The 23,464-nt window shown below is 61.4% G+C and carries 17 protein-coding genes; 8 read left to right on the top strand and 9 right to left on the bottom strand.

Features of this window, described 5'->3' with window-relative positions; translation table 11 throughout:
- Positions 1 to 599: 599 nt before the first annotated feature.
- The 7 genes from fleQ to WCE05_RS12615 all read right to left on the bottom strand — a co-directional run bounded on the left by fleQ (position 600) and on the right by WCE05_RS12615 (position 7,030).
- Entirely contained in the window at positions 600 to 2,075 is a 1,476-nt protein-coding gene (gene fleQ / locus WCE05_RS12585) for a transcriptional regulator FleQ (RefSeq protein ID WP_225789309.1), read from the bottom strand.
- A 165-nt stretch (positions 2,076 to 2,240) separates the two neighbouring features.
- Complete coding sequence (locus tag WCE05_RS12590; RefSeq protein ID WP_225789310.1) at positions 2,241 to 2,537, bottom strand: flagellar protein FliT; 297 nt, start codon at positions 2,535 to 2,537, stop codon at positions 2,241 to 2,243.
- A 13-nt stretch (positions 2,538 to 2,550) separates the two neighbouring features.
- Positions 2,551 to 2,946, bottom strand: coding sequence for a flagellar export chaperone FliS (gene fliS, locus WCE05_RS12595; RefSeq protein ID WP_225789311.1), 396 nt, complete (start codon positions 2,944 to 2,946; stop codon positions 2,551 to 2,553).
- Between the two features lie 132 nt (positions 2,947 to 3,078).
- A complete protein-coding gene (fliD, locus tag WCE05_RS12600) occupies positions 3,079 to 4,494 on the bottom strand; it encodes a flagellar filament capping protein FliD (RefSeq protein ID WP_368816010.1) in 1,416 nt (471 codons plus the stop codon).
- A gap of 78 nt (positions 4,495 to 4,572) precedes the next feature.
- Complete coding sequence (locus WCE05_RS12605) at positions 4,573 to 4,932, bottom strand: flagellar protein FlaG (protein ID WP_368816011.1); 360 nt, start codon at positions 4,930 to 4,932, stop codon at positions 4,573 to 4,575.
- A gap of 72 nt (positions 4,933 to 5,004) precedes the next feature.
- A complete protein-coding gene (locus tag WCE05_RS12610) occupies positions 5,005 to 5,856 on the bottom strand; it encodes a flagellin domain-containing protein (protein WP_368816012.1) in 852 nt (283 codons plus the stop codon).
- A gap of 241 nt (positions 5,857 to 6,097) precedes the next feature.
- Entirely contained in the window at positions 6,098 to 7,030 is a 933-nt protein-coding gene (locus tag WCE05_RS12615; protein WP_368816013.1) for a ketoacyl-ACP synthase III, read from the bottom strand.
- Between the two features lie 314 nt (positions 7,031 to 7,344).
- On the opposite strand from WCE05_RS12615, the gene WCE05_RS12620 reads away from it, so the two are divergent.
- From WCE05_RS12620 to WCE05_RS12655, 8 genes are read left to right on the top strand one after another with little or no spacing between them, the layout of a single operon-like run.
- The gene (locus WCE05_RS12620) at positions 7,345 to 8,112 is read left to right on the top strand and encodes a class I SAM-dependent methyltransferase (protein WP_368816014.1); all 768 of its coding nucleotides are present in this window, start codon (positions 7,345 to 7,347) and stop codon (positions 8,110 to 8,112) included.
- Complete coding sequence (locus WCE05_RS12625; protein WP_368816015.1) at positions 8,109 to 8,711, top strand: HAD-IB family phosphatase; 603 nt, start codon at positions 8,109 to 8,111, stop codon at positions 8,709 to 8,711. The genes WCE05_RS12620 and WCE05_RS12625 overlap by 4 nt, the downstream gene beginning before the upstream one ends.
- Positions 8,687 to 9,358, top strand: a complete 672-nt coding sequence (locus tag WCE05_RS12630; RefSeq protein ID WP_368816016.1) for an NTP transferase domain-containing protein — start codon at positions 8,687 to 8,689, stop codon at positions 9,356 to 9,358. Before WCE05_RS12625 ends, WCE05_RS12630 begins: the two co-directional genes overlap by 25 nt.
- The gene (locus WCE05_RS12635; RefSeq protein WP_368816017.1) at positions 9,351 to 10,499 is read left to right on the top strand and encodes a CDP-glycerol glycerophosphotransferase family protein; all 1,149 of its coding nucleotides are present in this window, start codon (positions 9,351 to 9,353) and stop codon (positions 10,497 to 10,499) included. The genes WCE05_RS12630 and WCE05_RS12635 overlap by 8 nt, the downstream gene beginning before the upstream one ends.
- A complete protein-coding gene (locus WCE05_RS12640) occupies positions 10,496 to 10,978 on the top strand; it encodes an acyltransferase (RefSeq protein ID WP_368816018.1) in 483 nt (160 codons plus the stop codon). Before WCE05_RS12635 ends, WCE05_RS12640 begins: the two co-directional genes overlap by 4 nt.
- Positions 10,962 to 12,110 carry a DegT/DnrJ/EryC1/StrS family aminotransferase gene (locus tag WCE05_RS12645; RefSeq protein WP_368816019.1) on the top strand — a complete coding sequence of 383 codons (1,149 nt, stop codon included), beginning with the start codon at positions 10,962 to 10,964 and terminating at the stop codon, positions 12,108 to 12,110. The genes WCE05_RS12640 and WCE05_RS12645 overlap by 17 nt, the downstream gene beginning before the upstream one ends.
- A complete protein-coding gene (locus WCE05_RS12650) occupies positions 12,101 to 12,517 on the top strand; it encodes an FdtA/QdtA family cupin domain-containing protein (protein ID WP_368816020.1) in 417 nt (138 codons plus the stop codon). The genes WCE05_RS12645 and WCE05_RS12650 overlap by 10 nt, the downstream gene beginning before the upstream one ends.
- The gene (locus WCE05_RS12655) at positions 12,514 to 16,908 is read left to right on the top strand and encodes a glycosyltransferase (RefSeq protein WP_368816021.1); all 4,395 of its coding nucleotides are present in this window, start codon (positions 12,514 to 12,516) and stop codon (positions 16,906 to 16,908) included. Before WCE05_RS12650 ends, WCE05_RS12655 begins: the two co-directional genes overlap by 4 nt.
- A 104-nt stretch (positions 16,909 to 17,012) precedes the next feature.
- On the opposite strand, the gene WCE05_RS12660 is transcribed toward WCE05_RS12655, so the two are convergent.
- Together WCE05_RS12660 and WCE05_RS12665 are read right to left on the bottom strand one after the other, a co-directional pair.
- Positions 17,013 to 19,787, bottom strand: coding sequence for a glycosyl transferase (locus tag WCE05_RS12660; protein WP_368816022.1), 2,775 nt, complete (start codon positions 19,785 to 19,787; stop codon positions 17,013 to 17,015).
- A 54-nt stretch (positions 19,788 to 19,841) separates the two neighbouring features.
- The gene (locus WCE05_RS12665) at positions 19,842 to 23,417 is read right to left on the bottom strand and encodes a glycosyltransferase (protein ID WP_368816023.1); all 3,576 of its coding nucleotides are present in this window, start codon (positions 23,415 to 23,417) and stop codon (positions 19,842 to 19,844) included.
- Positions 23,418 to 23,464 lie beyond the last annotated feature (47 nt).

Consider the following 23,464-nt stretch of genomic DNA (forward strand, 5'->3'; position numbering starts at 1 on the left):
TACTTAGATCGCTATCTTGGCGTCCGCTGTCACGGGACAGGTCCAGCAAAAACCGCCTGCTCCATCATACGGCCCCTACGCTGCGCTCCGGGGTTCCCTCGCGCCGGCATTGCTCCCGTGAGGACCGCGCTGACGGGCCGTCCTGGCCCGCAGCGCTTGACGGCCATCCATGGCCGTCACCTCACTACGCAATGCCTCTGCTCGGCCTCCTGAAGTCGCGATTGGCGGCGCCTGAGCTGGCGTGCGACAAGATCAAGAGCCGGGCAGGTCGCTGCGCGCCTGCTGGGGCAAGGCGGGGCAAGGCAATGGCCTTTTGGTTGGCTGTTCCGGCCTATTCGCGGGCAAGCCCGCTCCCACAAGGGGTCGAGTCGATCACAGATGATGGGGCTTGCAGAGCCCCCTGTGGGAGCCGGTTTACCGGCGATGGGCTGCAAGGCAGCCCCAGGCCTCGAAGGCTCTCACTGCTTCTCGGGACAATACCGAACCTGTGCAGACATTGCTCTAATGTCAGTCAAGCCTTCGATAGCCGTCTTTGGGGCCGCTTCGCAGCCCTTGCAAACCCGATGGTGCAGTCAGGCGGTGTAACGCAGCGATCTGCGTCAACCTTCCGCCTGCTCTTCCCCATCCCGCCGGCTCATGCCGTACTTGCGCATCTTCTCCACCAAGGTGGTGCGGCGAATGCGCAAACGCTCCGCGGCTCGCGCGACGATGCCATTGGCGTCGTCCAGGGCCTGCTGGATCAGCCCTTGCTCCAGGCTGCCCAGGTAGTCCTTCAGGTCCAGTCCTTCAGGCGGCAACATGGCGTGGCCTGCAAAGTTCGGGGTATTGCCGTTGATCGCCACGCGCTCTTCCAGGTCGCTGCGCAGGCTGTCGACCAATTGCTCGTCTTCATCGTCGATGTAGCGGAATTTCTTCGGCAGCTCGGAAACGCCGATCACCCCGTACGGATGCATGATCGCCATGCGCTCGACCAGGTTGGCCAACTCACGCACGTTACCCGGCCAGCCATGGCGGCACAGCGACATGATCGCGGCCGAATTGAAGCGGATCGAGCCCCGCTTCTCGTGCTCCATGCGCGAGATCAGCTCGTTCATCAACAGCGGGATATCCTCGACCCTCTCGCGCAATGGCGCCATCTCGATGGGGAAGACGTTCAGGCGGTAGTACAGGTCCTCGCGGAAAGCCCCCTCCTCGATCATCGTCTCGAGGTTCTTGTGGGTCGCGGCGATGATGCGTACGTCGATGCTCTGGGTCTTGTTGCTGCCGACCCGCTCGAAGGTACGCTCCTGCAGCACGCGCAGCAGCTTGACCTGCATCGGCAACGGCATGTCGCCGATCTCGTCGAGGAACAGGGTGCCGCCATTGGCCAACTCGAAACGCCCGGCCCGGCTGGTGATCGCCCCGGTGAAGGCACCCTTCTCGTGGCCGAACAGCTCGCTCTCGAGCAACTCGGCCGGGATCGCCCCGCAGTTGACCGGCACGAACGGCGCCTCGCGGCGTTTGGAATGGTAGTGCAGGTTGCGCGCCACCACTTCCTTGCCGGTCCCGGACTCACCCAGGATCAGCACGCTGGCGTCGGTGTCGGCCACCTGCTGCATCATCTGCCGCACATGCTGGATCGCCCGGCTGGTACCGACCAGGCTGCGGAACAGGTTCGTCTCGCGCTGGCGGCCGCGCTCGCGAGCCTGGTCGTACATCTCGCGATAGACCTGGGCACGGTGCAGGGAGTCGAGCAACTGGCTGTAGCTCGGCGGCATCTCGAGGTTCGACAGCACCCGGCGTCGCAGGTCCTCGGGGAACTCCGCAGAAGAAATTTCACCTAAAAGCAGAACCGGAAGGAACTCATCCCACCCAGCCACTGTCTTAAGCAGCCCCAGGAGACTTGCCGGAGCATTCACAGTCCCGATCAGTACGCACAGCACTTCACGACTGGAAGACAACGACTCGACCACCTGCTGCCAATCCAGGCTGGAGCAGGAGAGGTTTTCCTCGCCGAGGAAATTCAGGACCACCGCCAGATCGCGGCGGCGTTCGCTGTCGTCATCGATCAAGAGGATCTTGGTTTCACGCCACATGCGTTAGGAACTTCCCTAGTCATTTCGACGCCCGAGGGCGTGCTCGACATCATTCCGACTGGATGATCAGTGCTCGGACGTCTGAATTTGCGAAAACAGTCACTAGTTAAGTTAAAAAAACGCACACTGTCAAATTAATGGCGCGTTTTTCTATACCGTCCAGCGTCAGCTGAACAAATGGTATACCTTTGCGGCATTTTTCGCCTGACGAATCTGCGTCATCTCGTCGACTATCGATTGACGTTCACCACTTGCAATTTCAATGAGTTGCCGATAAACGCCGAGCAGCTGCTCTAGACTGCCCCTTACCGCTTCCTCATTGAGCGAGGCTTCGACCAGCACCTCATCGACACACAGCCGGCACTCGAGATCGAGCTCGCCAATCGTATCCCAATCCCGACTATCCAGTGCCGCCAGCAGCGCCTCACGGGTCTGCTCTATACGCTCGATCACCTCGCTCATGGCAATCTCCCAATCAGATGGATGGCGACGGGTCGCCAATCGCGTCCCAGCCTTCCTTGACCGTGATCAGCAGGCGCGCCACTTCATCGATGATCGCCGGATCGTTTTGCACGTTGGCCTCGACCAGGCGCCGGCTCATGTAGGTATATAGGCTGTCCAGGTCGGCCAGGCTGTCGGCATGGTTTTCCAGATCCAACCCTTCGCGCAGGCCGCCGATGATGTCGATGGCCTTGCCGATCAGGATGCCGCGCTGGGCGATATCGTTGCGCGCCATGGCGCCCTTGGCCTGGGCCAGGCGATCGAGGCCGCCTTGCATGAGCATCTGCACCAGACGGTGCGGGCTGGCCTCGGAGGTCTGCGCCACACCATTGACTTTCTGGTACTGCCGAAGGGCCAACATCGGGTTCATGGATCTACCTCGTTGCAGCGAAAAGGTTGCGTATACCTGTGTATCGTCGGTACGTCAAAAAACTTTAGCGGGGAAGCAAAAAGCCCGGCGCGTCGAACGTGACGCTGCCGGGCTTTTGGCACCAGGTGTCGATCAGGACTTCTTGGCTTGGGCGTTGATCGCTTCGAAGATCGAGGTGATCTGGTCGGCCTGGGCTTTCATCTTGCCCAGGGCGGTGTCCAGGGCGACGTACTTCTTGGTCAGGGACTCGGTCAACGATTCGGTACGGCGGTCCAGGGCAGCCTGTTGATCGGACAGGTTCTTGGCGGCCTTGTCCAGGTTGGACTTGCGCGTCGCCAGGCTGCCATCGGTCTTGTTGTACGGATCGATGGCCTTGTTCATCCGCTCGAAGACACCGTTGCTGCCAGTGAACAACTCCTGGATCTCGGGGCCGAGCTTCTTGTCGTTCAGCGCCGCCGTGAACTTGGTACTGTTGAACTCAAGAGTTCCGTCCTTCTGGGTATTGATGCCCAGCTGGCTCAGGGAAGTGAGTTTATCGCCAGAGCCGACTTCGCTCAGCACCTTGCGAATGTCACCTACCAGGGAACGAGTGGTCGGATCGTTGCTCAGCGGACCGAGCACCAGGTTGTCGTTTTCGTCGCGACTGCTGGTGGTCAGCGAGGTGATCGCCTTCTGCAGCGTGTTGTAGGCATCGACGAAACTCTGCACCGACTTCTTCAGGCCTTCGTTGTCCGCGGCGATGGTAAGCGCCGTCGGCGAACGGCTACCGTCAGCGGCCTTGGCACTGACGCCCGTGACCTCGAGCGTCATGCCGCTGATGGCGTCGCTGATGGTATTGCTCGCGCTCTTGACCTTCAGGCCATCGATGGTCAGCTCGGCATCCTGGGCCAGGGCGGTGATATAGCCCGCCCCCGTACCGGACATCTGTGCAGTGCCGTCGATTTCCAGCCCAGCAATGCCGCTTACGGAAATATCGGTGCCGGCGCCGGTAGTGGTGGAGCTGAGCACGAGCCGTGCGCCACCTTCCTCGTTGACGATGTTGGCGGAGATGCCGCTGGCACCCAGCTCCTTGTTGATCTGGTCACGCACGCTCTGCAGCGTGGCGCCGCTGGCCACATCGACCTTGTAGGTCTTGCCACCCTGACTGATGGTCATCTCGCCCGCGGTGATCGCGGAAGTGGCTCCCCCGGCGAACTGCTGGCTGGCGACCTTGGAACCCGTGGCCACCTGGCTGACGGCGATGTCGTACTTGCCCGCTACCGCACTATTGCTCGACTTGACCTTGATGACCGACTCATTGGCGGAAGTCGCCACATAGGCATTGAAGGCAGGCGCACTCTTGTCGTTGAGCTTCTTCATGGCGTCCTGGAACGCCGTGAGGGCACTGCGCAGCGCACCGATACCCGAGATCATCGCACTGTTGTTGCTGCTCTGGCGCTTGATCTGCGCCTGTTTCGCCGCAGTGTCGGACTCGACCAAGGCCTTGACGATCCCCGAGATATCGAGACCGGAACCCAGGCCAGTGGAGGAAGTAATCGGGCTTGCCATGCTGTTGTCCCTCTCGTTAACGCGTCAGCCTCGCTCCTGCAAGACTGACATGAATCACGTCATTTCGCTCGCCGCCGGTCAGACCTTGGCGTCGAACAGAACACTCTTGACATCGCTCAGGCTGTGGGCGATCCGCAGTGCCTCTTCCGAGGGAATCTGGCGAATCAGCTCACCCGTGTCGCTGGCGATGACCTTGACCACGATCTTGCCGGAATCCTCATCGGTGGAGAACTCCAAGTTACGCCGGGTCTCTTTCAGGAATTTTTCGATCTCCGAGACAGCATCCTTGACCTTGTCGGCAGCGTGCACGGCGACAGGGCCTTTCTTTTCGCCATCGCCGGAAGCATCAGCGGCCAGCCGGGCAACCGGGTTCTCGGCAACCTGCTCGGCTGAACGCGCAGCCGGGTAAGACAGGTTCAGCTTGACGCTCATGTCCATGTCCAGCACCTCACAATGAAAAGGCGGGGAAGCGCCGCGCGTGCACTTCCCCGCCGACAACTGTCAGGCAAATTAGCCCAGCAGCTTCAGGACTGCCGACGGCAGCTGGTTGGCCTGGGCCAGAACCGAGGTCGAAGCTTGCTGCAGGGTCTGCTGCTTGGTCAGCTGGGCAGTTTCAGCAGCGAAGTCAGTGTCCTGTACGCGACCACGAGCGGCTTCGGCGTTCTCGTTGATGTTTTGCAGGTTGTTGATGGTGCTGGTCAGACGGTTCTGGGCGGCACCCAGGTCGGCACGGGTGGTGTTGATCTTCTGCAGAGCGTCGTCGATCGCAGCGACGGCAGCGGAGAAGTTGGTTTCCGCATCGGCGCTGTCGGTACCCAGGATGTTGATGGTGCCCGAACCAACGCCCAGGGCATCGGCATCCATGCTGTCGGTCAGGGTGATGGTGATCTGGTTCTCGGAACCACCGTTGGAACCGACCTGGAAGGTCATCGCGCTGGCAGTACCGTCGAGCAGGTTCTTGCCGTTGAGCTGGGTGCTATTGGCAATACGGCTCAGCTCGTCAGACATCTGGGCGAATTCTTTGTTCAGAGCTTCGCGGTCTTGGGCGCTGTTGGAGTCGTTACGGGACTGGACGGCCAGCTCACGCATACGCTGCAGGATGTTGGTCTGCTCTTGCATCGCACCTTCAGCGGTCTGGGCGATGGAGATACCGTCGTTAGCGTTTTTGATCGCCATGGTCTGACCACGGATCTGCGAGGTCATGCGAGTAGCGATCTGCAGGCCAGCGGCATCGTCCTTGGCGCTGTTGATCTTCAGGCCGGAAGACAGGCGAGTCATAGAAACGGCCAGAGCGTCGGAAGCGCGGTTCAGGTTCTTCTGAACGCCCAGCGAAGTGGTGTTGGTGTTTACAGTCAAAGCCATGACGAATTCCTCGTTGGTGGGTACTACGGCTTCCGGCCTTGGCAATTCGCCGGGTGCGGCCTAGAGAACCTTCGTAATTGTTATCGTCGTCAGGGCGGGTTGCTTTAGTGCTTTTTCGAAAAAAATTACTGGCATCCTGCCAGCCCAGTGAAATCAAGGACTTGACGCCAAGATACCGACAGGGACACAAACAAAAACGCCGCCCGAAAAACGGCGGCGCCCATGCCAGTATGCAACGGGGTCAGTCGCCACGCTCAATGATCGCCGACCCCCAGGACAGGCCTACGCCGAAACCACTGAGGGCGACGCGCCTGTGCTGCGACCCGAGCACATGCTTTTCCAACAGCAAGGGAATACTGGACGAAACGGTATTGCCGGTCTCGACCATGTCCTTAATGAATTTCTCCGGCCTACCTTCCTCGAAACGCCGCGCCACCGCATCGACGATCGCAGCACTCCCTTGGTGGATACAGAACAGATCGATGTCATCGGCCTGTAGCCCACTGGCCTCGAGCAATTGATGCAGATGCGCCGGGACCTTGAGCAGAGCGAAATTGAACACCTGCCGACCATTCATGAAGAACTTGCCATCATTGGTCTTGAGAAACTCCGCACCGCCGCCATCGGTGCCAAACATCGATTTACCCAATTGCCACGGAGCCCCGTCAGCCATCCAGGTGGCGGTTGCCGCATCTCCGAACAGCATGGTGGTGTTGCGGTCCTCAGGATCGACGATCTTCGAATAGGGGTCGGCCGTGATCAGCAGGCCATTCTTCAGGCCAGCCGCCTCCATGAAGCCTTTCATGGCATAGATGCCATAGACATAGCCAGAGCACCCCAGGGAGATATCGAAGGCTGCGACATGGGTCGCCAGCCCGAGCTTGTCCTGGACGATCGCGGCAGTATGGGGCAAGCCTTCTGCATCGCCGTTCTGCGTAACGACGATAACGGCATCGATGGACGCCGGATCCAAAGCCGGATTGGCAGCGAACAATGCTCTGGCAGCCTCGACGCAGAGGTCGGAGGTTTCCTGGGTGTCTTCCTTGCGTGGCAGAAAGGTGGAGCCGATCTTGCCAAAGATGAAATCCTGATCCTTACCGAATTTCGCACCCTGGACATAGTTGTCCACGCCGTCCACAGGCACGTAACTCGCGATGCTTTTGATGCCAATCATTGTGGCTTTCCCAATCAATATGGCGAATTTTCTCGGGGACTGGAGCTCTGGCGCTAGGTATCACGCCACCCCAGACGGGTTTCCCGCTGACTGAATAGCTTAGAGATGCGCGTTTCGACTGCCAAGTCACGTGTACAGATAGATGGTCATCATTCGACGCCTACGTACCGACGACCAGCAGTACGAATACGACCCGCCGCCCCTCCCCGCTGATTGGCAGGTCTTTTGCTTGAACCGCCCGCAACGTCGGAAGCCTGACACAGTCCGGCCTTCTGGGCCTGTTTTGCCGACCGCCTTTACCAACGAGAACGAATATGAGCACCCGAGGCCGATTGAAAGGGGAGCGGATCGATATCGACTACCGCACGACCCAAGCCTTCTTCGACGCACGTGGGAAACGCGATTACGCCAATGTCCTGAGCACGACCATGTATCAGGATCACAGCCCTGAGCTGGTCGAGCAGCGTGATCAAGCCGAAAAGAGGGCGCTGGCGCCACAACTCCAATTGCACGCTGGCAGCCGCATCCTCGATATCGGCTGCGGCATCGGTCGCTGGGGCTGGTTCATCGACGAGCAGGTCGCCGATGCGCAGTATCTAGGCATTGATTTCTCCCCCGCATTGATCGACAAGGCCAGCACCGAAGCCCAACGTCGCAGCAAGCTCGGGTTGCGCTTCCAGGTGATGTCGGCCACGGCCATCGATCCTGCCTCGCTCGTGCTCGGCGCCCCTTTCGACCTGGTGATCATCTCGGGGCTGCTGATCTACCTGAACGATGAAGACTGCGTGAATGTGCTACGCCACGCAGGCCAGCTTTGCGCTCCGGGCGGGCTGATCTACGTGCGCGAGCCGGTCGGCGTGGCCGAGCGTTTCACCCTGGATCGTTTCTATTCCAATGAACTCGAACACGAATACTCGGCCATCTACCGCACCATCGTTGAACTTGGCCAACTGATGGCTCACGCTCTAGAGCCGGGAGCCTTCACTGCACAGGCTGCCGAGTTCCTGTTTCCCGCCGACCTGGAAAAACGCGCCGAAACTCGCCAGTACTACACCATCTTGAGAAAGGCGGGATCACAATGAGAACAGCCTACTGCTTCGATCTCGACGGCACGCTGACCCGCCAGGAACTACTGCCACTGATCGCTTCCTCGGTTGGCCTGGAGGACGAGATATCCGTGCTGACCGAAGCGACCATCAATGGGGTGCTGCCATTCGACAAGTCCTTCAAGCTGCGGGTTCGCCTGCTACGGGACGCGCCGCTGGACTGGATCCACGCCGCCCTCGCCGAACACGTAGACTTCGACCGGCACATGCTCGACTTCATTGCCCAACGTCCCGAACAGTGCTTTGTGGTGACCGGCAACCTGGATGTCTGGGTCAAACCCGTGCTCGAGCGTCTCGGCATCCAGAGTTTCACCTCCACGGCGAGCCTGGAAGATGGCCAGCTAATGGGCATCAAGCACGTTCTGCACAAAGGCGACGCTGTCAACAGCCTGCGCAACCGTTTCGACCGGATCATCGCCGTTGGCGATGGCATGAACGATGTGCCCATGTTCGAATCCGCCGACTGGCGTATCGCCTTCGGCGGCACTCATTCACCCAATCACCTGCTGGTCAAACTCAGTGATTTCGTGATCAACGACGGGAAAGCCTTATGTCGCCTATTAAGCATGCTGTGATCTGCGCTGCCGGCATCGGCTCCCGGCTTGGGCTGAACAAACCCAAATGCCTGGTGGAGGTGAACGGCCGCACCCTGCTCGACTATCACCTCGAGCGCCTTGCCTGGGCCGAGACGGTATGGCTGGTCGTAGGCTTCGAGGAGCAGGACGTCATCAACCACGCCATGGCTCTGCGTCATGACCTGATTGTCGTGCGCAACCCCGACTATGCCAGGACCAACACCCTTCAGAGCCTGCACCGAGTGTCCCGCCACCTCCAGGAACGCTTTCTGGTCATCGACGCCGACACCGTGGTCGAGGACGTGTCGTTCCGGACGTTCATGGAAATGGCCGAGGAGCACCGGCAACTCATCGGCATTTCCGACTACACCACCAGCGATGGGGTCCGCGTCCTGCTGGACAGCGACGGGGAATCGGTCACCGGCTTCACCCGCGACCCCCAGCATCCCTGGGAGTGGACCGGCATTGCCGTCATCGAGCCACAACTGGTACTGGACAAGCCGATCTTCGTCTACCAAGCGATCGAGCCCTACCTGCCAATTCGTGCGGCGAGGCTCAAGGCATTCGACATCGACACCACCGACGATCTGGACATGGCGCGCCAGGTTCTCGCCGCGGGCTGGAAGCAAAGGGTAGAACATGCGTGAAGACAAGATGGCGGCCCGCAGGCTGCGCCTGGCGATCCTGTACCAACTTCCCGAGTCCTGGGGCAATGTGCGCAGCGTCTGGGAGGCCGCGCAAGACGATGCGCAAATCGAAGTGATCGTGGTGATGCTGCCATTCATCCACAAGGATTACCGCTGGCAACGCGAACAGTCGCAAGCACACCTGGACGCGCTGGGTGTGCCCTTCCTTGCCTGGGACACCTTCGCTCTCGAAGACGCCGGATTCGACGCCGTGCTCTACACCTCCCCCTACGACGAAACACGCCCCGAAGCCTATCGCTTCGCCAACCTGCGCCAGCACGTACGCTGCATCACCTACGTCCCCTACGGCCTGGAGGTCGGTGGCGGGGAGCACAACTACGTCTATCAGTATGGGCAACCCGTCACCGCGCAGGCCACCGCCGTGTTCGTTCGATCGGAGGGTGTCAGACAAATGTTCGCTCGCCATTGCCCCACCGGCTCCAGCCACGTCCAGGTCACAGGGCATCCGCGTATGGACGGCTTGGTCGACCTGTTGCGGTTCGATGTCGATCCGACGCTGCGAGAAGCGATTGGCGACCGGCGTGCGGTGCTGTGGAATGCCCATTTCTCCATCGATGGCGACCTCTGGTCGACGTTCGACCTATTGGCAGGCGACATCCTGGCAGCCTTTGCCACTCGCCCGGATCTGGCGTTGGTGTTGCGCCCTCATCCGCTGCTCTGGAAGAAGCTGGCCAACCTGAACATTCTCGACGAGGCAGGCATCTGTGCACTGAAGCGCGAACTGGCGGCGCGAGGGGTCATCGTCGACGAGCGCACCGATCACCGCCACGCCTTCGCCGTCAGCGAAGCGATGATGAGCGATGTCGGCTCCTTCCTGATGGAATACCTCGCCACCGGCAAGCCGGTGCTCTATCTGCGCAACCCGCATGGCCTGGGCCTGAACGAAGAAGGCTCGGCCGTCGTCCGCCATTACCAGGTCGCCGACGATGCCGCCGGGGTCGAACGCTTCATCGATCAGCTCCGTCAGGGTCACGATACGCTCGCCGAGAGCCGCCGCGCGGCAATCGGCCAGTTCTTCCATGCATTCGATGGCCGTGCCGGCCAGCGTGTGGTAACCGCCATCAAGGAGCTGCTGGCATGACCCAGGCCCATCCTCTGGCCGACGTGCAAAGCGTCATCATCGGCGAAGGAACGCGTATCTGGCAGTTCGTGGTGGTCCTCGCAGGCGCCCGTATCGGGCGGGACTGCAATATCGCCGCCCATTGCTTCATCGAGAACGACGTGGTGATCGGCGACCGTGTCACCCTCAAGTGCGGTGTCCACCTGTGGGACGGCCTGCGAATTGCCGACGATGTCTTCATCGGCCCCAACGCCACCTTCACCAACGATCGCTTTCCTCGATCCCGGCAGTGGCCTGACCACTTCCCGCAGACCCGGGTCGAACGCGGCGCATCGATTGGCGCCGCGGCTGTGATCCTGCCCGGGCTGGTCATCGGCGAACACGCCATGGTCGGTGCCGGCGCCGTGGTCACCTGTGACGTGCCGCCACGGGCACTGGTGGTCGGCAACCCAGCACGAATCGTGCGTTATCTGGAAAACGACAATGCACCGGTTTCTTGATCTCCAGGCACTCAATGCACGCGACGAAGCGCAACTGACCGAGGCTTTCCTGCGCGTGCTTCGCTCGGGCTGGTACGTGCTCGGCCCGGAGGTACAGGCCCTCGAGCAGACGTTCGCCAAGGCTTGCCAGGTCGACCATGGGATCGGCGTGGGTAATGGGCTGGATGCACTGACCCTGATCCTTAAGGCTTATATCCAACAGGGGCGACTGGCCAAGGGCGCGCATGTCATCGTGCCCGACAACAGTTTCATCGCTACGGCCCTGGCGGTGAGCGAGGCTGGCTGCCAGCCGATACCGGTGGAGCCGCTTGAGGGCAGCTTCCTGATCGATCCACAACAGGTGGAGGCGGCCATCAGCCCACAGACAGGGGCGATCATTGCCGTCCACCTGTATGGCCGTCTGGCCGACATGGCCAGCCTGCGTGAAATCGCTGACAGGAATGGGTTGCTGCTCATCGAGGATGCCGCGCAGGCCCATGGTGCGCTCGATGCCCGGGGGCGCTCGGTCGGCTCACTGGGGGATGCCGCCGGCTTCAGCTTCTTCCCTGTCAAGAATGTCGGCGCCCTTGGCGATGCCGGCATGGTGACCACCAACGACGCCCAACTAGCCGACAGGATACGCAGCCTGCGCAACTATGGCTCCAGCGAGAAGTACGTGCACGACGCCAAAGGCGTCAACTCGCGCTTGGATGAGCTACAGGCGGCGCTGCTGCGAGTCAAGTTGCCGCGCATGATGGAGGACGCCATACAGCGTCGGCGCCTGGCGCAACGGTACCTGGCCGGCATCCGCAACCCACTGGTCACTCTGCCCGACGCGGATGAGATCGACACGGCCCACGTCTGGCACCTGTTCGTGGTGCGTTGCGCCCAGCGCGACGCCCTGCAAGCACACCTGGACGCCAACGGCATACCGACGCTGATCCACTATCCGATCCCGATCCACCTCCAGGCCGCCTATGCGGAACTGTCGGCCCGCCAACTTCCGATCACCGAGCGGTTGTCTGCCGAGATCCTCAGCTTGCCCCTGTATCCGGGCATGCCCGAAGCGCTGGTCGAGGCCGTGATCGAAGCCTGCAATCGTTTTACCGGCGATGCCAAGCATGCAACGCCCGAGGAGCCGCCATGTCACTGAAGGACTGCAAGATCATCGACCTGCCCAAGATCGAGGATCCACGGGGAAACCTGACCTTCATCGAATCCGATAACCACATCCCATTCGATATCGCCCGGGTCTACTACCTGTATGACGTGCCTGGCGGCTCCCACCGTGGCGGTCATGCCCACAAAGGGCTGCATCAATTGCTGATCGCCATGTCCGGCAGCTTCGACATTCTACTGGACGACGGCCGCACCCGTTTCAAGTACCACCTGAACCGCTCGTACTACGGGCTGTACATACCGCCGATGATCTGGAGGGAAATCGATAACTTCTCCAGTGGTTCGGTGTGCATGGTGCTGGCTTCTGAGCGCTATGACGAAAGCGATTACTACCGGGACTACGATACGTTCCGCAATGTGGTACTCGGAGAACAGGCATGAGCGCATCGAATACCCCCGGCAACGCGATTGATCGCCTGCTCCACGGGCTTGGCCAGTTGCGCGAAATCAAGGCACGGCAGCGTAAGCCCAAGGCCCCTGCCGTAGATGTCACGGTTGCCGTGATGTCCTACAACAACGCCGCCTTCCTGGGGGAGACCATCGAGTCAGTGCTGGCCCAGGAAGGCGTGCGCCTGGAACTCGTGGTCTTCGATGACTGCTCCCCCGACCACAGCGTGCAGGTATTGGAAGGCTATCGCCACGATGCCCGCTTCCGTTACCAGATCAACCCCCGCAACCTGGGCATGATTGGCAACTACAACCAGTGCCTGCGTGCCGGCTCCGGGCGCTATGTAGTGGTGCTGGGTTCCGATGACATCCTGTATCCAGACCACTTGCGCAGCCTGGTACAGGCCATGGACCGACACCCTCATGCTTCCCTGGGATACACCCAGTGCATGTGGATCGACGAACACGGGAAGGTACTGCGGCACGCGGTGCATCCGGGTCATCGCGCCGAAAGCTACGTCGGCGGCCGCGATGAGCTGGTCGATCTGCTGACCCATGACAGCTATATCACCCCGTCGGCCGCCATCTTCCGCCGTAGCATCCTGCCCAGCCTGACCCTGCCCGACGGCGGTGTCCACCGGGACGGCATGCTGGCAGGCGACTGGGAGCTGTGGACCCGCATGGCTCAGGTTGCCCCCGACTTCCTGTTCCTGCATCAAGCCACGGTGGGCTACCGCATCCACGGCGGACAAATCTCTCAGAACTTCTATGCCTCGGACAAACCGCTGGCCGAGCACACCCGGATCCTCGAACTGAATCTCGCCGAGCCGGCGGCACGCAAGCGCATGCAACGCTCGGCCGATGGCATCTGGAAGCTGTACCTGCGTCGCATGGCCAGCTACCCGACCGAGCTCCAGGCACACTATGCGCAGCGCCAGGAACAGATTCGCCGGATGCTGTTCGACTTCACCCCAGGGCAGGCACTGGCATGCGAATACCTGTTCTCGGTGATCGTCACGACATTCAACCGCCCGAAGTTCCTGATGGATGCGCTGGCCAGTCTGGCATCGCAGTCCTGCAAGGACTTCGAGGTGATACTGGTGAACGACAACGGCTCGCCCGTGGAAAACATGCTGGACGGTTTCGAGTTTCCCATCACCTACATGCGCCAAAGCCGCAATCGAGGCCCCGCTGCCGCACGCAACGCCGCTCATCGCCTAGCTCGCGGCCGCTTCGTGACCTACCTGGACGACGACGATCGCTACCTACCGGAGCATCTGCAAACTCTGGCACAGGCCATTGAGGTCCATCCCAACCAGGTGCCATACGCGGATGCGATCTACATCATCGAATCCCTGGAAGGCGAGGCTCGGGTCGAGCAGGCCCGCGAACAGCGCTATCGGCATGGGGAATACTCCAAGGAACGTCTGTTCGTCGATAACTACATCCCCATCAACACCTTCGCTTGTCCGCGTGAACTGCTCGAACTCATCGGAGGCTTCGACGAATCCATGCACGGGCTGGAGGACTGGGATTTCCTAATGCGCCTCGCCTCACGCGCGACCTTGCGTCATGTGCCGGGCGATACGGTGGAGGTCCGGCTGCGCGAAGCCAAGTTCGACCCGACCCGCCGCTCGCAGCAGGCGTTCAAGGATTACTCGCGGCTCTACCTCGATCTCTATGCTCGCCATGGCGATCTGGGCAGCGAAACGGTACGCCAAGGCCGACGCAAGATGCTCCAGCGCCTGGGTGTCGCCGAATCGGGTCAGCGACATGGGATAGCCATGCGCCAGTGGCTGGATCAGCGCCAGCTCACCCCCATCCAGCAGCGACTGGTAGAAGAGCGCCTGCAACAGCATGCCTGCGCGCCCCTGTTCGCCATCGCGGTGATCGACCTACAAGGCGATGCGGCGAAAGTCAGTGCCACGCTGGCATCGCTGCATGCCGCCAAGGCACTGTACCCTCGTATCCAATCCACGCTACTGAGCGTAGCGCCGGACACCGCAGCCGACTTCAGAGGCCCGGTCTTGCCGGTCACGCCTGACAACTGGTTGGAAACGCTCAATCGGCTGATAGCTGAATCCAACTGCGACTGGATGGGCCTGATCCACGCCGGTGATGAACTCACTGCCCACGGCCTGCTGATCGTGGCCCTTGAATTGCTCACAGCACCAGATACCCGTGCACTGTACTGCGACGGTATGTATCGCCACACCGATGGTAGCCTGGGTGCGGCCTTGCGCCCAGACTTCAACTTGGACTACCTGTTGAGCCTGCCGACCGGTATGGGACGGCATTGGTTGTTCCGGCGCACCGAGGTATTGGCGACAGGGGGCTTCGACAAAGCGTATGCCCATGCGCCGGAGTTCGAACTGATCCTGCGCCTGATCAACTCAGGCGGCCTGGAAGGGTTGGGACATGTCGCCGAGCCCTTGCTGGTGACCGACTCTCCCAGCCTGCAGGACGTGGACGATGAGAAGCGCGCCATCCTCTGCCATCTGCGCGAACGGGGTTACGTGAATGCACAAGTGCGTTCCGACCGGCCCGGCCAATACCGGCTGAACTACGGCCATGCGCAACAGCCCCCTGTGTCGGTGCTGATCATGGCAGGCAGCAGCCTGGCCCATGTGCAGCGCTGTGTCGAAAGCCTACTCGAGACCACGCGCTACCCCAACTACGAGTTGCTGCTGATCGACAGCGCCGCAACGGCTGACGATGTCAGTCAATGGCTTCAGGCGATCGGCAGTCTTGGCGAACCTCGCCTACGTACCATCGACCCGGGTCTTTCCGGCAACAGTGTGACAGCCATGCTCCAGTTCGCCACGGAGCAGGCCCTTGGCGATTACTTGCTGTTGCTCTCTCCTGAGTCGGCAATCATCGATGGCGACTGGCTAGATGAGTTGCTCAACCACGCCCAGCGCCCTGAAGTCGGGGTCGTCGGCGGCAAGCTGCTGACCCCGGAAGGCAAAATCCGCCATGCTGGCCTGTTACTGGGTCTCGAGGGTCCAGCTGGCGAGGCCTTCGCCGGAGAGGCGATGGACAGTGCCGGCTACATGGAGCGATTGCAGGTCGACCAGAGCTACAGCGCGGTCAGCCAGCACTGCCTGATGATTGCCCGCGAGCTGTACCAGGCCCTCGGCGGCCTGTCTCCAGACGTGCCCGAGCGCTACCTGGACATCGATCTGTGCCTACGGGTCAGGCAAGCCGGCTATCTGATCGTCTGGGCGGCGAATGCGCGGGTCATGCTCGGCGCGCAGGATCCCGCGCCAGTACCGCATGAAGAGCAAGACGCGCTATACCGCAAGTGGTTGCCGCTCATCGTCCGAGATCCGGCCTACAACCGTAACCTGTCACTGAGCCAGCCTGGCGGCTTCAAGCTGGCAGACAGCGAATTGTCGTGGCGTCCACTGTCTTCCTGGAGACCGTTGCCGACGGTCCTGGCCCACCCGGCAACTGCGTCCTCGTCGGGTCATGCCCGCATCATCCAACCGTTCTGCGCCTTGCAGCATGCCGGCCTGGTCGAAGGTGCACTGTCCCTGGGGTTGCTGCAGTTGACTGAACTGGCGCGCTATGCGCCAGACAGCCTCATCCTGCACCAGCGCATGGATAGCGAGCGTCTCGAAGCCATGCGCCGCATGAAAAGCCTGTCCACCTCCTTCAAGGTCTTTGACATGGACAGCCTCTGCGACTCGCTGGCGGCCCCCTCGACGCAGGGTGACGCCCTGAAAGTCCTGCGCAATGGTCTGGGCTTCGTCGACCGTTTCGTGGTTGCCACACCGGCCCTGGCAGAACTGTTTTCAAACCTGCACCATGATGTGCAGATCCTCGAGAATCGTCTGCCGGTACTGTGGAAAGCCCAGCAAGGGCTGCGCAGGGCTGGACGAAAGCCGCGCGTTGGCTGGAACGCTGCGGATGCTGACCCACAGATGATGGCCGAAGTGTTCCAGGCACTGGCCGGAGAGGTCGAATGGGTGTTCATCGGCGACTGCCCTGCTGGGCTGCGGACCTTTGCGCACGAGCTGCATCCTCAGGTCGCCGTCGAGCAATATCCGACGATGCTGGCAAGCCTGAACCTCGACCTGGCGCTGGCGCCTCTGCGGCAGAACCTGGCCAATGACTGCCAGGGCAATCTGGTACTGCTGGAGTTCGGTGCCTGCGGTATTCCAGTCATCTGTAGCAACGTACGCGCCTACCAAGACGATACCCTTCCGGTGACACGGGTCGACAACGAGGCCAGGACCTGGGTGGACGCCATCCACATGCATACCGGCGACTTGGACGCCAGCGCACGGCTGGGCGATGAGCTACAAACGGTGGTGCACCGGGACTGGATGCTCGAGGGGCATCACCTGGATGCTTGGCAGAAGGCATGGCTCCCGGGCTGAGTCGATGTACCGGCCGCCATGGAACGGGCCCTTCACCTGATCTACTGGCGAGGGGATAAAAAATCCGATGCCGTCTCCGGCATCGGATTTTTTCTAGCACCTGGTCAGTCCAGGTGGGCGAGCCATTCCAATTCAGCGCCCGCCCCCGAGCGTGAAACGTCCACCCCGCTACGCGCGTCGACTACCACACGCCCTGCGAATGACGCTGGCCAGAGAGCCTGCAATGCTTGAGCCTGCTGCACGTCGGGTATGGCCACGGCATTGTTCATCACTTGCATATCGGCGGTCCAAACCACCAGCAGCCCCGCCTCTGTGGCCCGCAGGCAAAGGTCGATATCGGTCCCTGCCACCGTACGTAGCCCACCACAGTGGTCGAGCAGCTCCTTGCGCACCATCAGGCAATCGGAGGAGATCGCTGCACAGCCACGCACCATCGCCGGCCAACAGGCTTGGACAGACGCCTGCAGCGGCAGTCCCCGCCAAGGGGCATTCACCCATGGCCCACGCATCAGGTCGAAGCCGGCATGACTGATAGCTCCGTCGCTAGACAGCAGGCAACCTCCGACCACGCCCACTTCGGGACGCAGCGCCTGGTTCAGGAGGGATTCGATCCATGCCGGGGTCAGCACCTGGCAGCGCTCCGAGAACAGCACCACGTATTCACCACGAGCTTGAGCCGCCAGGGCATTGAGCAACTCACTACGCGATGCGCCTGCCGCACCGACCACCAGACGCGCCCTTGTGCCAAAGATGGAGACCACATCGGCGCACGACTGTGCATCACCTTCAGCACAGGCCACCAGGACCTCGTAACGCGAATAGCGGGTCCGCTGGAACACGCTGGCCAGGCAGTCACGCAATTGCCCTGGAGCTTCCACGCCAATCAGGAGGCTCACCAACGGTGTCACCCCATGACGGTAGTCGATCAGAAAACCGCCTTCGCGCCGCTCCTCGACCTGAGCGCGATACCCCAACTGGGTCAGGTGCCGGTTGAGGGCCGCCTGCGCGTCCGCGCTCATCTGCAGCGCAGGCTGCTGGCCGATGACTAGGTATTCGTCCATATGGGCCAGGCTGCCCACGCCGTTCTGTTCGACCAGACGCAGCAGTAGGTCGAATTCCAGAGCATGGCGATTCGCCTCACTGTAACCGCCGAGGTCGACCACCGCCTGGCGGCGTACCAGCCAGTGGTGAGACATCAGGTCTGGACGGCCACGCAACAGATCGAGGTCGGCCCCTGGCCGCACGACGCTGACCAGGCGCCCTTCGCTGTCGCGTTGCACCTCATTGGCACAGATGGCCTGGCAGCCAGGCTCTTCAGCCAGCTCAACCTGCAAGCGCAACAGGGCACCGCAAAGCAGCACGTCGCCGGCCTGCATCAGCAACATCCACTCACTGGACAGTTGGCGCACCACCTGGTTGAGATGAGAGACCCAATTGCCCTGGGTTACCTGGATAAAGTGCAGTGTATCCCGAGCAGTGGTGAGCGCTGGCGGCTCTCCAGCCTTGAGCACGACCAGCTTGAAATTGCGCAAGCCGCTGGCCAACAGGCTGTCGAACGTGGACTGCAAGGCTTGGTCATCGCTCTCCAGGTCCAGCACCACGAAGGCGATCTGCGCGCCACCACGCTTGGCCAGGTGATCGAGGACACGCTGCCGGCCGGTGGCGTCCGGCGTGGCAGCAGCGATGGCCTGGAGCACTTGACCCGAAGCAGTCTGCTGCAACAAGGAGGCCTGGTCGATGGCTGGCAACTGCCCGAGCCGCTCCAGCCAGTCGCCCATTTCTCGCCGGTACTCCCCATCGGACTCGCCATTGAGGGTGGACAGCAGGCGTTGGCATACCTCACGGTTGAACAAGCCAAGTGCCTGGGCCTGCCAGTAACGTTCCTTGAGACTCTCGACGGTGTCATTGGGATGTTCGACGAGCAGATCACGCTGGCGTACCCAGGTACCTTCCAGGGCATGGCGCTGGGCATGGCCTGTCGGCCAGGCATGCCAAAGAAACTCAAGAGACGACAGCTGGCTGAACAACTCGCCATTGTAGTAAGGCAGCTCGACGTACTGGCGCGGTTCGAAACGCCGCTCCGGCTCGGCTACAACGCTGTGCCACTTGGATGTGAACAGCAAAGGTTCCCTACCCTGATCGCAGGTTTTGCGCACGAACTCACTGAGCAAGGCGAAGTCCGTATCATCCGAGCAGGCACGCAGATGATCGCCATCCCATTGACGCAGCACCCGCATGGCATGCGCCAATCGCTCGTCCCGTGCCGCTGGGCTCTCGCAGGTCGGTGCATAGGCGCGGATCACGCCAGCCTGGGCAACTTGGGCGAACTCGCCCTGGCAAAGCAGGGAAAACGACAGCGCCGTTCGCCAGGCAGGGAAATCCAAGCCTTCAGGCAGATCGGCCAGCGCGGTGCGCAACACTGGCACTCGCAACACAGCGCGCCACGCTTGCTGGCCAGCCGAGGCGTACTGCCACAGACGCCCCTGGACACCCACTTGCGGCACAGGAGCGAAGGCCGCGCCGGTCTTGTGGTAGGTCACCTCTGCATTGCCCACCTGGTAAGCCAAGGCATAGCCCTGCACCGCCACCACCTGTGGCTGTGCCTGCAGAAGCCCCACGGCCTGCTCCAGGGCCGCAGCCAGGACGAAATCGGCATCCAGGGCCAGCACTACGAAAGGTGTCCGCACCTGCTCCAGCATCTGCTCCAGCAGACCCCCCCAGCCTAGGCCATGCTCAGTCTCCGAGCGCTCGGCAAGCGCCAGACAAGGCACGCCCAAGGTGCTGTAGTAATGCAGGGAGCGTTCCCGGTGATCCGGTTCGTCATGCCCTATCAGGACGACTGTCACGTCCTTGTGCAATTGGCTTGCGTTTACGCTCATAGTTCACCCGTTCAATTGGTGGTTCTCCACATGGCGACCGCCGATGGGAGGAAATCAGTCGGTAAGCCAGGCGTTGGCCCATTGCTGCAAGTTGCCCGGCATCAACACGTAGTCCCGTAGGACCACCTCGCGCAAGGCATCACCCTGGCGGTAGCTGGCTCCAGGATCGGCCAAGTGCATGCGGATGGCATCCAGCCACTGATCGGTGGTGTTTTCACGCACGCGCGTACACGGCAGGTAACCGGCATATGCCCTGGTATCGGTACAGATCACTGGAAAGCCACAAGCGCCGTATTCGAGCAACCGCAGATTGCTCTTGCAGTCGTTGAAAAGGTTCTGCTCGAGGGGCGCGAGGGCGAGATCCAGGTTGAGGCTGGCCAGCTTCTGCGGGTAGCGAGCCAACGGCACACTACGGTGGAACTCTTTCACATAGGGCCGCAGCATATCCGGACACATACCGAAGAATACCCAGTCGACTTCGTCGGCCAACATCCTGACGACGTCGAACAGCAACTCCAGATCGCCCCGATGGCTGGTGCCTCCTGCCCAACCCACGCGAGGCCGCGGCGAGGTCTGGCGTTGGCTCGCCAACCCCGTCCATAGTTGAGCACTGAGCATGTTGGGTACGATACGAATGTCATGGTGCATGCTCGACAAGGCATCGGCCAGGGTCTCGGTAGTCACTACCACACGATCGCACTGGGCAATGCATTGAGCCACCATCTCGCGCATATTGCCCGGAATATTGCGGCCATGGTCGTTCTTGCTGGGCACATCAATCACATAGTCGTCGATCTCGTAGATGCGCCGCGCATTGGAGTAGCGCCGCGTACGAGCCATGTCGTTCAATGAAGACTCAGAATAGCGGCACTGGAAGACGATGAATTCCGGCTGCATGCGCTCCAGCTCGACCAGACCTGGCGTGCTGTAGGAGAGCCGCCCCTGGATCCAGCCGGCCTTCTCCAGTTCGTTGAACGGTTGGATGACACGGTAATGGCCGATCGCCGTGGTGTTGACCGGCAATGCCAGGACTGAGGGCAACGCCCGGCTGATGAACGGATCCCAGCCTGATCGCAGCCCCGGCTCAAGCTTGAAACCAGCCTGTTTCAGACTGAGATTGCGGTTGTACGCCGGGTCGCGTGCGATCGACGCCAACCAACGATCGTAGAAAATCCCCTTGGAGCGCGCCCACCGCTCGGCAGGAATGGCCTGCTCGCCTGTATCGCCACTATGTGCCAGCAACGCATGGGGGGTCCACACAACCAGATAGCCCTGCTCCCGCACCCGTAAGCAGAAGTCCGCGCCGTGGAAGTCGTTCTCCAGCGCCTGGCTGTCCAGCCCTCCCAGCCTGCTGAAGATTTCACGGCGCACCAACATGCCGTCCAGGGAGACCGCGCTCCAGTTCTGCACGGCCTTCAGGCGCTGCATATAGCCAGCGGACTCCAGCGGGAAACCAGCGAAAGGCGTACCGACCGTACCGCCAAACCCTAGCACGATGCCGGCGGCCTGGATGCTGCCATCGGGATTGCAAAGCTTCGGACCGACTACTCCGACCTCAGGGCGCTGGGCCAGCGACAGCAGCTCTCCCAGCCATTGGCCATCGATGACTACGCAAGCGGCCTGCAACAACAACAGAAAATCGCCACGAGCCTGCTGGCTGGCCTGGTTCAACTGCGCGGCACGGGAGCCCACCTCAACTTCCACCACGCGCAGTTGATCGCTGCCCAAAGCATGCATCGCGCCAAGCCATTGGCGAATCGCCTCGGGCGCTTCGGCCGTGGCGAGCAGGAGCAGTTCGAAATTGCTATGCAAGGTATGTTCGAAGAGCGACTCGACGCATCGCGTCAGTGCCGCCAGGTCGTTGCCCACCGGCAACATAACCGAGACGCCCGCGGTACAGTCATAACCGTAACGAACCCGGCACAGCGCAGCCTCGCCCTCAGCGTTGACCTGGGCCTGCACACCAAGGCGCTGCAAGTGAGCATCCACCACCCGCGGGGCCTGGAATACACAGCGCGGGTCAGCGAGCCACTGGGCATGGCTCAATTGGCACTGCACCAGCAATTCGTCGATATGCTCGACCACCTGCAGGCCATGCCGCTCCACCAGGCGCCAGAGCAGATCATGAGGAGCGAGCACGTCGAAAGCCAGGTCGAAGCCATCGGCTTCGCGCAATGCGTTGCATTCGAAGGCAAGCAGCCTCCCGACGTAAGGGATGCTGCGCATCAAATCGAGGTTGAAATCCGGCTTGAAGACCGGCGCCGAAGCTTCGAGGCCGTCATGAGTCCCCTCGTCGACATATAGGCACAGGCGATCGGCACGCAGCGCCATGCGCTCACCCATGATGGCAAGCGCCTGCGGATGCAGCCGATCACCGGCACGCAGCAGGAAGATCCAGTCGGCCTCGTCGCTCAAGGCCAGGCGCTCGTTCAACTGCGCCAGCCCGTTGGCCTGCAAGGGAATATGCCGTATCCCCCTCTCGTTCGGCACCATCAGTGGGGTCGGGGCCAATACCCAACAATCGCTCGCCCCATAGGACTGCTCCGCCAGGCTTTCAAGAGTGACCCGCAACGCGGCCTCCTCCCCCGCCTCGGCCCAGATGACTGGAACGATCCGAGGCTGGCGCGGCCAGTGCCCGAAGCGCTTGGGCAGTTGGCTCAACTGCGATGGCGATAGTCTGCGGCAAGCCAACCATTCGGCATAGACCTGCCCAGACGTCAAGCTCTCAGTCCCAACCTGCTGTGCCAGACGCGCCTGCTGGTTGGAGTGAAGGCGGTTGAGTTCGAACTCCTGCCAGGCGATGTCCTGGCCACCGCGATACTGTTCCAACGGCAGGTAGCGGACCCAGCCATTGACCGGCATCGGTTCGCTGACCCGCGCGGCCAGCATTTCCCTCAACCATTCGGTTTCCTTGGGGAACGCAATGGTCATGCTGGCATGATTGCTCAGTCGCCCGGCATACAGACGCTCGATACTGAGAATGCGCGTCAGGCTGCACAAGTGCCCCCGACGCAGCAGGCAGATGCACAACGCCAGGTCCAGACGTGCATTGAAACCCTGACCCTGCTGTACCAATGCGGGTAGGAATTCAGCGACCCATTCGCGACGCAGCAAGGCATGGGTAAGGCCGCCGAACAGGTTGGGGACATTGGTTTCCAGCGTCTCGAGCAGGTCACTGCCCTTGATCACAGCGTTTTCGGCACAGAGCACGGCATTGAGCATACGGGCTGGCAGCAATGCGTCATCGGCGGCACAGAGCAGGCGCTGGCAAATGGTGATACTGATATCTGGATGTTCATTCATCGCTCGAGCCTGGTGCGAGATACACTCAGGCAACAAGCGATCGTCGTCGCAAAGGAATTTGATCAGGCTACCCCTGGCATGCTCCAGGCACACCTGCAGGTTCCGGGCGAAGCCCAGGGTCTGGGAGTTGCGCACGTAGCGTATGGTCCTGCCGGACTCAGCCTGCAGCTTCTGGACGATGTCCCGGATAAGGCCGTCCCGGCTGTCATCGCAGACCAGGATGTCCAGATGCGGATAATCCTGGGCGATAGCGCTCTGCAAGGCGCTGCGGAAAAACTCGGGGTTGAATGCCGGGATGGCAATGCTGACGAGGGCCAGTTCGTTCACGATAGACGACCTTGACGGTGGCGCATGCGTCGCATCCAGGGAGTGAC

The sequence above is a fragment of the Pseudomonas sp. I2 genome (genome assembly GCF_040984075.1).
GTDB lineage: Bacteria > Pseudomonadota > Gammaproteobacteria > Pseudomonadales > Pseudomonadaceae > Aquipseudomonas > Aquipseudomonas guariconensis_B.